The organism is Cytobacillus sp. IB215665, from assembly GCF_033963835.1.
Lineage (GTDB): Bacteria > Bacillota > Bacilli > Bacillales > SM2101 > Nanhaiella.
The window spans coordinates 20,457-34,183 of record NZ_JAXBME010000005.1 but is presented as its reverse complement, the minus strand read 5'-3'; the positions used below and the strand labels follow the sequence as shown (position 1 = coordinate 34,183).

Annotated in this window: 10 protein-coding genes and 1 other annotated feature; of the genes, 3 read left to right on the top strand and 7 right to left on the bottom strand. The window is 35.5% G+C overall.

Annotated elements, in window-relative coordinates; genetic code table 11:
- Window positions 1-26: 26 nt before the first annotated feature.
- On the bottom strand, window positions 27-947 hold the full coding sequence (locus SLH52_RS08420) for a phosphotransferase (RefSeq protein WP_320208826.1): 921 nt from the start codon (window positions 945-947) through the stop codon (window positions 27-29).
- A 242-nt stretch (window positions 948-1,189) separates the two neighbouring features.
- Here SLH52_RS08420 and SLH52_RS08415 point away from each other — a divergent pair, with 242 nt between their 5' ends.
- On the top strand, window positions 1,190-1,645 hold the full coding sequence (locus SLH52_RS08415) for a metal-dependent hydrolase (RefSeq protein ID WP_320208825.1): 456 nt from the start codon (window positions 1,190-1,192) through the stop codon (window positions 1,643-1,645).
- 394 nt (window positions 1,646-2,039) lie between these two features.
- The gene (locus SLH52_RS08410) at window positions 2,040-2,198 is read left to right on the top strand and encodes a hypothetical protein (protein WP_320208824.1); all 159 of its coding nucleotides are present in this window, start codon (window positions 2,040-2,042) and stop codon (window positions 2,196-2,198) included.
- A gap of 140 nt (window positions 2,199-2,338) precedes the next feature.
- Here the strand turns inward: SLH52_RS08410 and SLH52_RS08405 are convergent, their stop codons facing one another.
- On the bottom strand, window positions 2,339-2,506 hold the full coding sequence (locus tag SLH52_RS08405) for a hypothetical protein (protein ID WP_320208823.1): 168 nt from the start codon (window positions 2,504-2,506) through the stop codon (window positions 2,339-2,341).
- Window positions 2,507-2,933: 427 nt separating this feature from the next.
- Between SLH52_RS08405 and SLH52_RS08400 the strand changes: the two genes are divergently transcribed.
- Window positions 2,934-4,040, top strand: a complete 1,107-nt coding sequence (locus tag SLH52_RS08400) for a helix-turn-helix transcriptional regulator (protein WP_320209090.1) — start codon at window positions 2,934-2,936, stop codon at window positions 4,038-4,040.
- A 382-nt stretch (window positions 4,041-4,422) separates the two neighbouring features.
- Here the strand turns inward: SLH52_RS08400 and trpS are convergent, their stop codons facing one another.
- From trpS to pcrA, 5 genes are all read right to left on the bottom strand, one after another.
- Window positions 4,423-5,412 carry a tryptophan--tRNA ligase gene (gene trpS, locus SLH52_RS08395; protein WP_320208822.1) on the bottom strand — a complete coding sequence of 330 codons (990 nt, stop codon included), beginning with the start codon at window positions 5,410-5,412 and terminating at the stop codon, window positions 4,423-4,425.
- Between the two features lie 357 nt (window positions 5,413-5,769).
- Window positions 5,770-6,032, bottom strand: a binding site (T-box leader).
- A gap of 203 nt (window positions 6,033-6,235) precedes the next feature.
- Window positions 6,236-7,783 (bottom strand): L-glutamate gamma-semialdehyde dehydrogenase, encoded by a 1,548-nt coding sequence (gene pruA, locus SLH52_RS08390; protein ID WP_320208821.1) that lies wholly within the window; start codon window positions 7,781-7,783, stop codon window positions 6,236-6,238.
- A 318-nt stretch (window positions 7,784-8,101) separates the two neighbouring features.
- Window positions 8,102-9,292, bottom strand: coding sequence for a CamS family sex pheromone protein (locus SLH52_RS08385; protein ID WP_320208820.1), 1,191 nt, complete (start codon window positions 9,290-9,292; stop codon window positions 8,102-8,104).
- Window positions 9,293-9,305: 13 nt separating this feature from the next.
- Window positions 9,306-11,312, bottom strand: a complete 2,007-nt coding sequence (gene ligA, locus SLH52_RS08380) for an NAD-dependent DNA ligase LigA (RefSeq protein ID WP_320208819.1) — start codon at window positions 11,310-11,312, stop codon at window positions 9,306-9,308.
- 151 nt (window positions 11,313-11,463) lie between these two features.
- Complete coding sequence (pcrA, locus tag SLH52_RS08375; protein WP_320208818.1) at window positions 11,464-13,668, bottom strand: DNA helicase PcrA; 2,205 nt, start codon at window positions 13,666-13,668, stop codon at window positions 11,464-11,466.
- Window positions 13,669-13,727 lie beyond the last annotated feature (59 nt).

Sequence of the window (13,727 nt, the reverse complement as noted above, 5' to 3'; positions counted from 1 at the left end):
CCATTTTTTTAAGATCTAGACACCGTTCAAGTATTTTCTTCACAAAAAATTAGATCAAGACTTTGTTTACTTGCCTCAATTAACTTCATATCATTATGATCATAACCGTACATAAGAAGTATGATTGTCGTAAATACAGCTTTAAATTTTGCTAACAATAAAGTTTCTTCATCAACTTTTCCATAATGGCTAAAAAATACGCTCCTGCCTTCAGGAGGTAAAAAGCTATATACAATACTTAAATCAACAGCAGGGTGTCCGATATGAACGTCACCCCAATCAATGAATCCTGAAACTGTGTTGTTCTCATTTACTAGTATATTACGAATATGAATATCACCATGTACAAGTGTGCTTTTTTGCTCTACATCAATATGATCAACTTGCTCTATGTATGACATTAATGATGAGACTTGATCATATAATTGTAGCGTTTTTATTTGATCTATATATTTTTCTACAACTGGTTTTCTTTTCCTAATATCTAATCGTTTTAATTCATCAAACGGTACACCTAACAATCTAGCTTTTTCTTCAGGAAAGTCATGGAGAGAGCGGAGAAAAGTTGCTAGTATAATTGCAGAGTTCATTCTTTCAAGCTTTGACAATGTATTTGGCGGTGTACCTTCAACACGATAATACCCAGTAAAAGGCCACGGATACTTTCCAGTAACACTTTTCCCAAAGAAAATAGGATGTGATATCGCTTGTGGAAGAACTGACGACAAAATAGGAAGTAAGCTATTTTCTGTATTTAATAAATCAACTGACATCGTCCTTCGTGGAAATCGAAAGACATACTCTTCATTAACGAGATAAACAGTATTATCAAAACCTTTCCCCATTAATGAAACCGTAACAGGATATAGATCCGGAAACTGTGTTTCAATTAAATCCTTTGCAAGCTTAGGTGACACTACTTGTTCAGCATCCCACGGATTGGTCATACGTTACACCTCCTAGTTAATATCAATATTTAACACAATATTGGTAATTTCTATATAAAACAGTTTTAATCAAACGTTTGTTTAAATATTTTTTAACTTTTCAAGATCTCAAATACAAGTACTTCAGTTCCTACCGTGACAAACGACATCCTATGAAAGAATCATTGAAATATCACATTATTTCGTGTATAAACAATACACAGGCATTAAACATCATAGATAAATCAACATGGAGGAATCGAATGCAATATCATACTCATCTAGCATTTTCAGGAATGATAGGATTATCAATGATGGAATGGGCTCAAGTTCCTGACCCAACATCATATTTTATAGGGCTAGCCATAGGCGCTCTCCTACCAGACATCGACCATCCAAAAAGCAAAATAAGTAACAAAGTTCCGATCTTACCATCAATTATTTCAACGTTTTTTACTCATAGAACATTTTTTCATAGTCTACTTTTTGTAGGAATATTAACTTTTTCATATGGCTTATTACCTACTTCCCTCGTGACAGGAATCATATTCGGAACTGCTTCACATATCTTAGGTGATATGCTTACACCAGCTGGGGTAAAGCTTTTTTATCCATTTGGACGTTATATTCGTTTACCATTAACTTTTAAAACAGGAGGCAGCATCGAGCAAATTTGTTTCTTTACGTTTATTTTCATATCGTACAAGCTTATATCCTAAATTATACATTTTCCAACTATAGGAATCACATCTATATGTGGTTCTTGAACATTGATGAACTTCTTAGGTCTCCCATAGCATAGGAACGATTCCTAAGCTTGAGCATCGGTGAATGAAGTGGAGACTCTACTCCACCTCATTGAAAGAGCCCACTTTAGACGTGATAAATTTAATTAAAATAACCAGGAAAAACCCAATAAATGATTACTCAATAACAACATATAGCCTTTGCCCACCATCTATATTCACTACACTCATCTGCTTTCCACTAAGCGGGGTACAAACTTTTGCTAAAACAGCCTTATGTTTTTGAACGACGAATATAATATTCTACAAAGAATCCATTCTTGTAGCGTTACATTTTAATATGTAAATTGTATAGGGGGTAAGTAATATGTGGTGGATTTTATTAATTATTTTTATCATTTTAGTATTACTAGTAATTGTTAACTTGTCCTTAAGGGATAATAATAAAGATGATAAAGCTCACCGTTTCCCCAGTGATTATGATGGTGGTGGTGGCGGAATCTCAAATATGGCTTTAACAATTTGAACTTAGTAATCCTAATGTGTAATAAATGACTTTAATATACTTTAAATGTAAAAAGATGTCCTTAAATATAATCTTGTTAGCTTTTATTACGAAAAGCAACCATTAATGTAAAAACAGCCAAAGTAAAAGAAAAGAGCTAACTAACCACTTTCTCTTCTTTCAATCCAAATCATTAACTGAACAAAATCAAGAGGGTCTCCTCCATTAAGTGCAATAAATATGACTGGTTCTTTATTAATCAACCTTTCTCGTAAAAACTTTCTTGCACCACCAACATCAGACTTTTGCTTACCTAAAACGCGATACAAATTAAATAATTCCGTTAACACTTCAAGCTAACTTACTGTTGCCTTATTAATCTTTATAAATCATAAGCTTCCATTTTCCTTCAATGGTTTTACTTTACCATTTATTGATAATAAAATGATAGTAGTTCAGTAATTCTATTAAACACCTTTATTCATTTCAGTCCCTTGAATTAAACGCTATCCATATACTTCGTTTTTATTTTACATAAATAAGATAGCAATCGTTTTATTTGTTATTGTTGTTCAATATTTAAGATGCCATAATCTCTTGTTGTAACCATGTATTTAAACATTAGTACGAAAACAACCTTCAACTACTACTTGAAATATAGAATGGTGTTATTCAACTATCAGTTGATGTACACTAAATGATTAACTCGATACAATTAAAGCATCAAAAATTAAAGAGGTGATAGTTTTGTTTGATATGAACAAGATTGGTAGAAAAATTGCACAATTTAGAAAGTCAAAAAGAATAACACAGATGGAGTTAGCAGATAAACTGGGAGTTAGCTTTCAAGCAATTAGTAATTGGGAATGTGGTAAAACGATGCCTGATATTTCTAAACTCCCTGAACTTGCTCAAATATTTGATGTGACAATTGATGAGATCCTTAACAACGGAGACGGAACACAATTAATAAAAAATATAATAGATGATAATACATCTGAATATTTAGAACAAAATGATGTTTCTGTAGAAGAATTTTCAAATGTCGCACCCTTAATTCAAACAGATAAAGCTGATGAGGTTTTTCATACCATTAAAGATAACCTTTCAAATAAAGAATTATCATCTATTGCTCCTTTTGTTAGTCAAGACGTTATTGATGATTGTGCTAAAAAAGAGTTTGAAATCAATGGTATTAAAGGTCTTACGGCAATTGCGCCTTTTATTAATCAAGATGTTATTAATGATTTTGCAAAAAAAGAGTTTGACGTCAATGGTATTAAAGGTCTTGCAGTTATTGCTCCTTTTATTAACCAAGACGTTATTAATGATTTTGCAAAAAAAGAGTTTGAGGTCAATGGTATTAAGAATCTTACAACTATTGCCCCTTTTATTACTCAAAATGTTATTGATGATTGTGCAAAAAAAGAATTTGAGGTCAATGGTATTAAAGGTCTTGCAGCTATTGCCCCTTTTATTACTCAAGATGTAATTGTTGATTATGCAAAAAAAGAGTTTGAGGTCAATGGTATTAAAGGTCTTACAGCTATTGCTTCTTTTATTACTCAAGACATTATTAATAATTGTGCAAAAAAAGAGTTTGAGATCAATGGTATTAAAGCTTTAACACCAATCGCACCTTATTTAAGTAGTGATACGTTAAGTGACATCGCAAAATACAGCTATAATGAAAATGGCATAAGCTCATTAACTTCTATATGCCCTTTTATTGACAAAGAGTTGATCAATGAACTCGCTTTAGATGCTGTTTCAAGTAAAGGAATTTCAGAGATATTACCGATTATTGCCTTTGTTGATCAAGGTTTAATTAATGATTATGTTAAAAAAGGCATGGAGCTATAAGTTAGATAAGCTGTTTGATGTAAGATAGTTTAATTACTACTACAATCTATATAAAAAAGGGGGATCAACGTTGATCTCCCTCTCTTTATAATAAACTGTTTACACATTGATTCTTGTTTTCCGTACTAAGAAATGAACATGCACACCGCTAACGTTTGTAGTATCTTTTAAGGTGAATGGATGTACATATTCTCATCAGACTATTCTAATGAGATACAAGTTTACGAATCCTGTTTGTACAATAATTGTTGCTTTTCATATTATCAAGTAAGTCCTTATAACCTATAATAATGTCCATTGCTTAAAGTTATTTGTTTCTGTCCTAATTTAGTCTCAATAGCAACAAAGTTTCCCTAAATGGCCTTTTGAAAACCCCCTATTACTAATACATGATAAACCCCATTGCTTTACGAACTTCAGTTATGACCATTTCAGCCGATTTTTCTGCCTTCTTCTGCCCCATCTTTAAAATATCTATTACATCATCATCTGAGTATTGTACTCTTTGTTCTTGAATGGGAGCCACAATATTAATAATAGATTGAGAGAGCATGTTTTTACACTCGAGACAACCGATTTCAGCTTTTTTACACTGTTGTTGAATGTCCTCTACTATTGGTTTTTCTGTAAAATATGAATGTAAATAAAATACATTACACCCTTCCTTAGTTGGATTACCTGGATCTGTACGGTATATTCTATTAGGATCTGTATATGCTTTCTTGACCTTGCTTTGAATGCTTTGTGGATGATCTGTCATACTAATATATGAATCATCTGAATCTGATTTACTCATCTTTCCTTTCCCAGATAAGGATGGAATTCTTACAGCATTGTCAATAATAGACTGTGGCTCAACAAAAACCTCACCATATAAATTATTGAACTTGCGGACGATCGTTCTAGCAATTTCTAAATGGACAAGCTGATCTTCTCCAACTGGCACTACCTCACCTTTGTGAATCATTATATCTGCCGTCATGAGCACTGGATAACCAACTAAACCATAATTAACGTTACTGGGATGCCGTTTTGCTTTTTCTTTAAATGTGGGGCAGCGCATTAATTCTCCCATTGGCATAACCATGCTAAAGTATGTGTGCAATTCACAAATATGTTTAGCAATTGAAGACTGTGCATACAACGTACACTTTGTTGGATCAAGTCCAGCCGATAAGTAATCGCGAGCAGCATTTATGACATTCTCTCTTAATCTTTCACCTTGACGATGAGTTGTTAATGAGTGAAGATCAGCTATAAAATAATGGGCATCATACATATTTTGCAGTTCGATTAACCCTTTCATTGCACCATAATAATTCCCTAAATGGATATTTCCCGTTGGTCTTATTCCCGACACTAATTTAGTCATCAAAATCCCTCCATTGATAAATATGAATGTTGTTATATGACATTACATTTAACCTACACCACCAACCATCTTCCATAAAAAATCACTCCTTTCAGTGATGAACTTAATTACGCTAATTGCTTTAGTTTTTTATCTAAACATTTGTGGATTACTGCCCAGCTTGAGCGGCTTTCTGGCCAAACTCAGCGGCTTTCTCTCTAACTTGGGCGTCTTATTATCCAAAAGCGGGCGTTTACTGTCCAAACTCAGCGGCTTTCTGGCCAAACGCGATGGCTTTCTGGCCAAATACCTTATTCTCAATTGTTGTGAGAAGATACTCCCATCTTGCAAACTAAAAAACCGCGGGCCTCTGTCCTATAAAAGGACGAGAAACCCGCGGTACCACCTTCATTAGCTTTTCACACATAAGAAAAAGCTCACTTCGCAAACATATCAGTACAACGTATTGTACGAATATGCGCCTCTTTAACGCAGAGGCATGGTCGCCAAAGCCTACTTGAACAAATCTTTCGGTTTGGAGCTCAGGAGCCCATTCAGTACAACTTCCACTACTGACTTGCACCTACCGTCAGCTCTCTAAAACTTCCGCCGCACTTACTCTTCTTCTTCATTGCTTCTTCAAGAATTCATAATTCTGAATTCTTCTTATGTTGTTAAAAAATATTACCATATGCACTGTAAAAAAACAACAGAAGGTGACTCAAAAATGCTGATCGTAGCTCTACAGTTTGATTTCATAAAACCTCACAGTTAGAACTTCAGATTCAGAATTTATAATGAGTCACCTTCGTATATTGTCATATAAAATGTCAATCAGAAAAAATTATAGCGTTTCTGACGTTGTTTTTGCTTGCATGTGAAGTAGTAAGTAATCAGGTCCACCTGCTTTTGAGTCTGTACCTGACATGTTAAACCCACCAAATGGCTGATAACCAACGATTGCACCCGTACAACCACGGTTAAAATATAGGTTCCCTACATGGAAATCTTCACGTGCTTGCTCAATATGGTCTCTGTTATTTGTAATAACTGCACCAGTTAAACCATAATCTGTATTATTAGCAATGTCCATCGCATGATCGAAATCTTTTGCCTTACAGAATGCAACGACTGGTCCAAAGATTTCTTCCTTCATAAGACGAGCATCTTCTGCAACATCTGCTACTACAGTAGGTTTAATAAACCAGCCAGTTGAGTCATCACCTTCACCACCGGCAACGATTTTACCTTCTGATTTAGCAATTTCAACATAGCTCATCACTTTGTCAAAAGCAGCTTGGTCATTTACAGGACCCATAAACATACCATATTCAGCTGGGTTCCCAACTGATAATTCTTTCGTAAGCTCTACAACTCTATCTAATACTTGGTCATATGCTTCTTCAAGAATAACAGCACGAGAGCAAGCTGAACATTTTTGACCGGAGAAGCCAAATGCTGAAGCAACAATTGATTGTGCTGCTAATTCTAGGTCAGCTTCTTTATCTACTACTATCGTGTCTTTTCCACCCATTTCAGCAATAACACGTTTTAACCAAAGTTGTCCATCGTGAACTTTTGCTGCACGTTCATTAATACGTACACCTACATCACGAGAACCCGTGAAACTTATGAAACGTGTACGAGGGTGATCCACCAAGTAGTCACCAACCTCTGCACCACTACCTGGAATGTAGTTTACAACGCCTGCTGGAAGCCCTGCTTCTTCTAGTACTTCCATGAACTTCGCTGCAACAACTGGTGTTGTGCTAGCTGGTTTTAATAAAACGGTATTTCCAGATACAAGTGCAGCTGTTGTCATACCAGCCATAATTGCAAACGGGAAATTCCACGGTGATATGATGACACCTACTCCAAGAGGTATGTAGTTGTATCGATTATATTCAATTTTGCGACTTTCAATTGGAACACCATCTTTTAACGATAGCATTTGACGTCCATAATATTCCAAGAAATCAATAGCCTCAGCAGTGTCAGCATCCGCCTCTCTCCAAGGTTTACCTGCTTCTTTAACAAGTAATGCTGAAAACTCATGCTTACGACGTCGAATGATTGCCGCAGCACGGAATAAAATGTCCGCTCGCATTTCCGGCTTTGATTTACGCCATGTTTTAAATGTTTCGTCAGCAACTTGCATTGCTTTTTCAGCAAGTTTTTGATTAGCTTTTGATACAGTACCAATTAGTTCATCTTTTTGTGCAGGATTTACTGAAGTGATTTTATCCTCAGTTGTAATTCGTTCCCCACCAATAATTAGCGGATAATCTTTACCTAAATAAGATTCAACAGTTGCAAGCCCTGCTTCAAATGCTTGTTTGTTTTCCTCTACAGTAAAGTCAACAAATGGTTCATGCTTGTATGGTAATACCATTTTTCGTTCCTCCCCACTGTTTTAAGCGTTTACACACATTACATTTACCATTCTAACTGATAAAATCAGTTACATCAAACATGGTGTAAATAGTCGGAATTTTAAAAAGAATAGTACACTTTAACTATGCTCTTTTTATTCAGGTCATAGTACAATTACACGTAAAATAAGAGAGTTTGTAACATCATCATCATTTTGTTTAGACTCAGTTACTAAGTGACGTAATCCAAAGCAGTGTAGCTGTCCATGTAACCATTTTTTAGAAGATAAGATGTTACGAAACTCTCGATGTATTTTTGAACTTGTTTCTGAGACTTATTATTGAAAAATATGAACGAAAGGTTCTTCTTCACCAGCTTCACGAATAACAATACTTTCTTGGCCTCTAACTGATGATATATACATCTGCAAGGATATATAGTTAGGGAATATTTCCATGGCCTCATTTGTTACGTATTGCGTAAAGCCAATGACTTCTGACTTACCATAGAATTGCATCGGTATTTCTATCGTCATTTGTTGAAGAGTATCATCTTTGTAGAACCCTTTGCCGATAATACCTGTGTAGTTTGGGAAAAATTGAGCAATGCTATCTTTAAGCCTATTAAATGTAACGACATCCTCACGATGTTCGTTTTCAGCGTCGTCGGAAGGAAATAAATAATATTTTTCATTAATATCAGACCATTTATCAATAGATGAACTATCTGCTTTAACATTTCCTTGTGTAAAGAAATTTCCGGGTACAATCGAAGATTTGCTTTGTTGCTCAAATAATGCTACAACAATTGGAATATTCCCAAGCCCGTCTATTAATTTCACTCGCCTTACAACTTCTTCGGCAATCTTCTTACCCTCTTTCTCAAGCACAGATCGATCAATGTTAACTTCTCTATCATATCCTTGCTCTTGTTTGTAATAATGAACCGAGTTTAATGCAAGACCTATGACAATCCCGCCTAATTCAACAGTTTGTTCATCTTTCTCTACTAAATAATTATGTTCTAAAATATGTGCAAGATAGATAGGACTTTCTTGATTTAAATCTGTGAGAGTTGCATTAGCAGTCGTATCAATACTTGGATTTAACCCTAAATCTACATAATTTGGATCCTCGTTAAGTTTTTCTTGAAGCTGTTCTGGTGTCAATTTTCGACTTAACCAGCTTTGGACCGTCTGGCGATCTAAATACTGTCCTTCTTGGAAAAAATATTCATCTGGAGAAAAGGTATCTTGTGCAATGCGCATAAGTCCTCGTTCCACTTCATCTATGTCATATCGTGTATTGAGTCCTGAAACAACCAGCCCTCTTGATTCACTTGGTTTGATTTGATTATCCTCAGTTAAAACTGTTCGATAAAACTGATCAGAAATTTGATACTTAGGAATGATTGCTTGTTCAGTTGTATCTTCTGATTCATTAACAATTTCTTGTTGCTTCTCAAACTTCGGTGCACACGCAGAGAGTAGTAATAATGTTGATAAAGTTAAGGCAATAATTTTCCGCAATATCATACACCTCTTATTTTTCAAATTCCGTAATTAATCGTTGTTCGTCCCAAACTTCTATTGAGAGCTGTTTAGCCTTAGTTAATTTAGAACCTGCTGCTTCACCTGCAATGACTAAATTAGTACTTTTACTCACACTTCCCGTTACTTTTCCGCCTAAAGCTTCAATCTTTTCTTTTGCATCGTTTCTAGTAAGTTGTTCAAGCTTCCCAGTTAATACAACTGTTTTTCCTGCAAAAAATGAATCGCCGCTTTCTGATGAAAGGGCTTTTACTCCAGTAAAGCTTGTATTTACCCCTAAGCTGTTCAGTTCCTCAATCAATGCTTGAACTTCAGAGCTTGATAAATATGTAACAATCGATTCAGCCATTTTTTCTCCAATTTCATTTATGCTAATTAACTGTTCGAATGTTGCTGCTTGAAGTTTTTCAATTGTCTCAAATTCCATAGCCAATGTCTTAGCAGCCTTTGCTCCAACATGGCGAATCCCTAGACCAAATAATAAACGCTCTAATGAATTATGCTTCGAATTGTTTATGGCTTGAATGAGATTTGTAGCCGATTTCTCACCCATACGTTCCAGATTTAGCAACTCTTCCTTAGTTAACTTATATAAATCAGCAACATCCACAATCAACTGATTCGCAAATAGTTGTGTGATGACTTTTTCACCTAAACCATCTATATTCATCGCATTTCGAGATACAAAGTGAATCAGCCCTTCACGAATTTGAGCAGGACATTTAGGGTTAATACATCTTAACGCAACTTCTTCCTCTAACCTAACAAGCTCACTATTACACTCTGGGCAATGTGTAGGCATATGGAAGCTTAACTCATCTCCAGAGCGCTTTTCAACAATAACATTGACAACTTCTGGTATAATGTCTCCGGCTTTTTTAATCGTAACGTAATCGCCAATTTTAATGTCTTTTTCTCGAATCAAATCTTCATTGTGCAGAGATGCTCTTTGTACAGTTGTCCCAGCTACTTGCACAGGCTCTAAAATAGCTGTAGGTGTAATCACACCAGTGCGTCCAACACTAAGCTCAATTTCTAATAGCTTTGTAACAACTTCTTCAGCTGGAAATTTGTAAGCAATTGCCCAACGAGGACTTTTAGCAGTAGCGCCTAACTGATCTTGTTGTTCCAAAGAATCAACCTTAATAACTATGCCATCTATATCATAAGCAAGGTTCGGACGTTTTTCATGCCAGCTTAAAACATACTCGATAACATCCTCTATATTCCCACAAATTTTTTTCTCGTTACTCACTTTAAAACCTATATTCTCCAAAAAAGCTAACCCTTCACTATGAGACTGGATATTTGTAGCACTCACTTCCGCGATATTATATATAAATATAGACAAATTTCTAGAGGCTGCTATTTTTGTGTCAAGTTGTCTAAGCGACCCAGCTGCTGCATTTCGAGGATTTGCAAATGGTTCTTCTCCTAGCTGTATTCTGCCCTCATTTAATTTCTTAAATGAGGACTTTGACATATAAGCTTCTCCACGAACTTCCAAACTAACTGGCTTATTTAGACGCAATGGAATTGATCGAATGGTCTTTAAATTAGCTGTGATCTCTTCTCCAACGGTACCGTCTCCCCTTGTCGCACCGCGAACAAATACCCCGTCTTCGTATTTGAGTGATACAGCTAAACCATCTATCTTCAGTTCACAAACATATCTAATTTCGTCCCCTACTTCTTGACGTACACGTCGATCAAAATCAAATAAATCAACTTCATTAAATGCGTTTCCAAGACTAAGCATCGGCACATCATGTTCCACTTTCGAAAATGAATCTAGTACTTTCCCCCCAACGCGCTGTGAAGGAGAGTCAGCTGATTTAAGATCTGGAAACTGTTCTTCAATCTCAAGTAATTCTTGCATTAATTGATCATATTCGTAATCAGAAACTGTCGGTTGGTCTAGTACATGATACTCATAGTTGTATTTAGTTATTAATGTACTCAATTCTTGTACACGTTTTATCGCTATTTGTCGATCCATCTGTTCACCCTCCTTCATAAATACACACTTTTAGAGTTTATAACATCGTTATTGGATAAAGAGATGTAAATAATTTTTCTGACTTACTATTACACAAAGTAAATCTCTTTAGTTCATTCAATTGTAAAAAGCCTACTTCTATACTTGGATCTTAAGATTTAGTAATAGGAGCAAATTTAGCTAACAAGCGCTTTATACCTGTTGGACTTGGAAAAGCTATATCCAGCTCTTTTCCTTCACCTTCTCCTTTTACACTAACCACTGTCCCAGTTCCCCACTTTTTATGTGAAGCTTTGTCACCTACTTGCCATTCAATCGTATCTCCACCAGTTGATTTTGCTACTGATTTGAAGCTAGTTTTTGACATGGAACTTCTAGATGTGAATGGGGTATTTTGCTTTTGACTATCTACGATAACATCGAGTAATTCTTCAGGAATTTCTCCTATAAACCTCGATTCACTATTCATCGTCGTTCGTCCAAACAAGGTTCTCATTTCAGCATTTGACAAATGTAGTTCTTTTTCTGCACGTGTAATTCCAACATAAGCTAGTCGACGTTCTTCCTCCATTTCAGCCTCTTCATCAAGTGAACGACTATGTGGAAAAACTCCTTCTTCCATGCCTAATAGAAATACAACAGGGAACTCAAGTCCTTTTGCTGAATGTAAAGTCATAAGAACGACAGCTTCCTTATCCTGCTCTTCCTCTTCATCTAAACGGTCGATATCTGCAACTAGAGCAAGATCAGTTAGAAATGCGACTAAACTTTTATCATCATTTTGCTTTTCAAAATTTGTTGTAACCGATAAAAATTCTTCTATATTTTCTAATCTGCTCTGTGATTCTAGCGTCTTTTCATTTTTTAACATTTCTCGATAGCCACTTTTTTCGAGGACTTCTTCAACTAACTCCGTTATAGATAAATACTCTTGCATGCTAGTCCAATGGTGAATCATATTACGAAAATCTGTTAGGGCATTTTTAACTCTCGTACTTACACCAATCATGTCTATTTCCCCAAGGGCCTGAAACAATGATAACTCATTGGCGATCGCATAGTTTGCAATTTTATCTACAGAGGCAGCTCCTACCCCACGTTTTGGTACATTAATAACCCTCGTTATACTAATATCGTCGTCGGGGTTGGCAATCACACGTAAATAAGCAAGAATATCTTTTATTTCCTTACGGTCATAGAACTTAATACCACCAACGATTGTATAGTTGATATTTGATTTTAATAATACTTCCTCCACAACCCTAGATTGTGCATTTGTTCTGTATAAAATTGCAAAATCCGAAAGCTTCTTGCTTCCACTACCCACAAGGTCATTGATTTTTCCAGCAGCATACTGAGCTTCACTAAATTCATTATTTGCACGGTAATATGAAATCCTATTACCTTCTGGATTATCTGTCCAAAGATTTTTAGGCTTTCTGTTCATATTTTGTTCAATCACCTTATTTGCTGCTTGCAAGATGCGTTTAGATGATCGATAATTTTGTTCTAATAATATAACATTTGCATCTGGGTAGTCTTTTTCAAAAGATAAGATATTTGCAATGTCCGCTCCACGCCATCGATAAATAGACTGGTCAGAATCACCTACGACACATAAATTTTCTAGTCGTTCTGCTAACATTTTTACGAGCATATATTGGGCGCGGTTCGTATCTTGGTACTCATCAACATGAATATACTGAAACTTGCGCTGGTAATATTCAAGCACTTCTGGTACACGTTTAAATAAGTGAATAGTAGACATAATGAGATCATCGAAGTCTAGCGCTTGATTCTTTCTAAGACGGCTTTCATATTCACTATATACATTACTTACTGTTTCTTCATAATAGCTACCCGTTTGCTTACTATATTCTTCAGCGTCAATCAATTCATTTTTGGCACTACTAATTGTTGATAAAATCGTTCGAGGGTCAAACTTTTTAGGGTCAATATTCTTTTCTTTAAGTATGTTTTTTACGACTGATTGCTGATCTGAAGAATCTAGAATTGAGAAATTTCGATTTATACCAATTCTGTCAATATCCTTACGTAAAATTCGTACACACATAGAATGAAACGTAGATATCCAAATTTCTTCAGCGGCTGGGCCTAGAAGTGATTGAATACGGTCCTTCATTTCTCTTGCCGCTTTGTTTGTAAAAGTAATCGCTAAAATATTCCACGGAGCAATTTCTTTTTCTGTCATCAAATATGCGATTCGATGCGTTAATACCCTAGTCTTACCGCTACCTGCTCCTGCCATGATCAGAAGTGGCCCATCTGTTGCCTTTACTGCCTCTTGTTGCTGTGGATTTAATCCTGTTAACAATCTTTCACTAATATACTGCATGTCCTCACCGCCTATACAAACGTACGTTCTATTTTATCGTATATTTAACATTTTGACAA

What these genes read in the sequence shown, in the direction of transcription:
- SLH52_RS08400 (WP_320209090.1), top strand. Translation starts at nt 2,934, where the DNA reads ATGAACAAGATTGGTAGAAAAATTGCACAATTTAGAAAGTCAAAAAGA.
- SLH52_RS08410 (WP_320208824.1), top strand. Translation starts at nt 2,040, where the DNA reads ATGTGGTGGATTTTATTAATTATTTTTATCATTTTAGTATTACTAGTA.
- pcrA (WP_320208818.1), bottom strand. Translation starts at nt 13,668, where the DNA reads ATGCAGTATATTAGTGAAAGATTGTTAACAGGATTAAATCCACAGCAA.
- pruA (WP_320208821.1), bottom strand. Translation starts at nt 7,783, where the DNA reads ATGGTATTACCATACAAGCATGAACCATTTGTTGACTTTACTGTAGAG.
- trpS (WP_320208822.1), bottom strand. Translation starts at nt 5,412, where the DNA reads ATGACTAAATTAGTGTCGGGAATAAGACCAACGGGAAATATCCATTTA.
- SLH52_RS08415 (WP_320208825.1), top strand. Translation starts at nt 1,190, where the DNA reads ATGCAATATCATACTCATCTAGCATTTTCAGGAATGATAGGATTATCA.
- SLH52_RS08420 (WP_320208826.1), bottom strand. Translation starts at nt 947, where the DNA reads ATGACCAATCCGTGGGATGCTGAACAAGTAGTGTCACCTAAGCTTGCA.
- ligA (WP_320208819.1), bottom strand. Translation starts at nt 11,312, where the DNA reads ATGGATCGACAAATAGCGATAAAACGTGTACAAGAATTGAGTACATTA.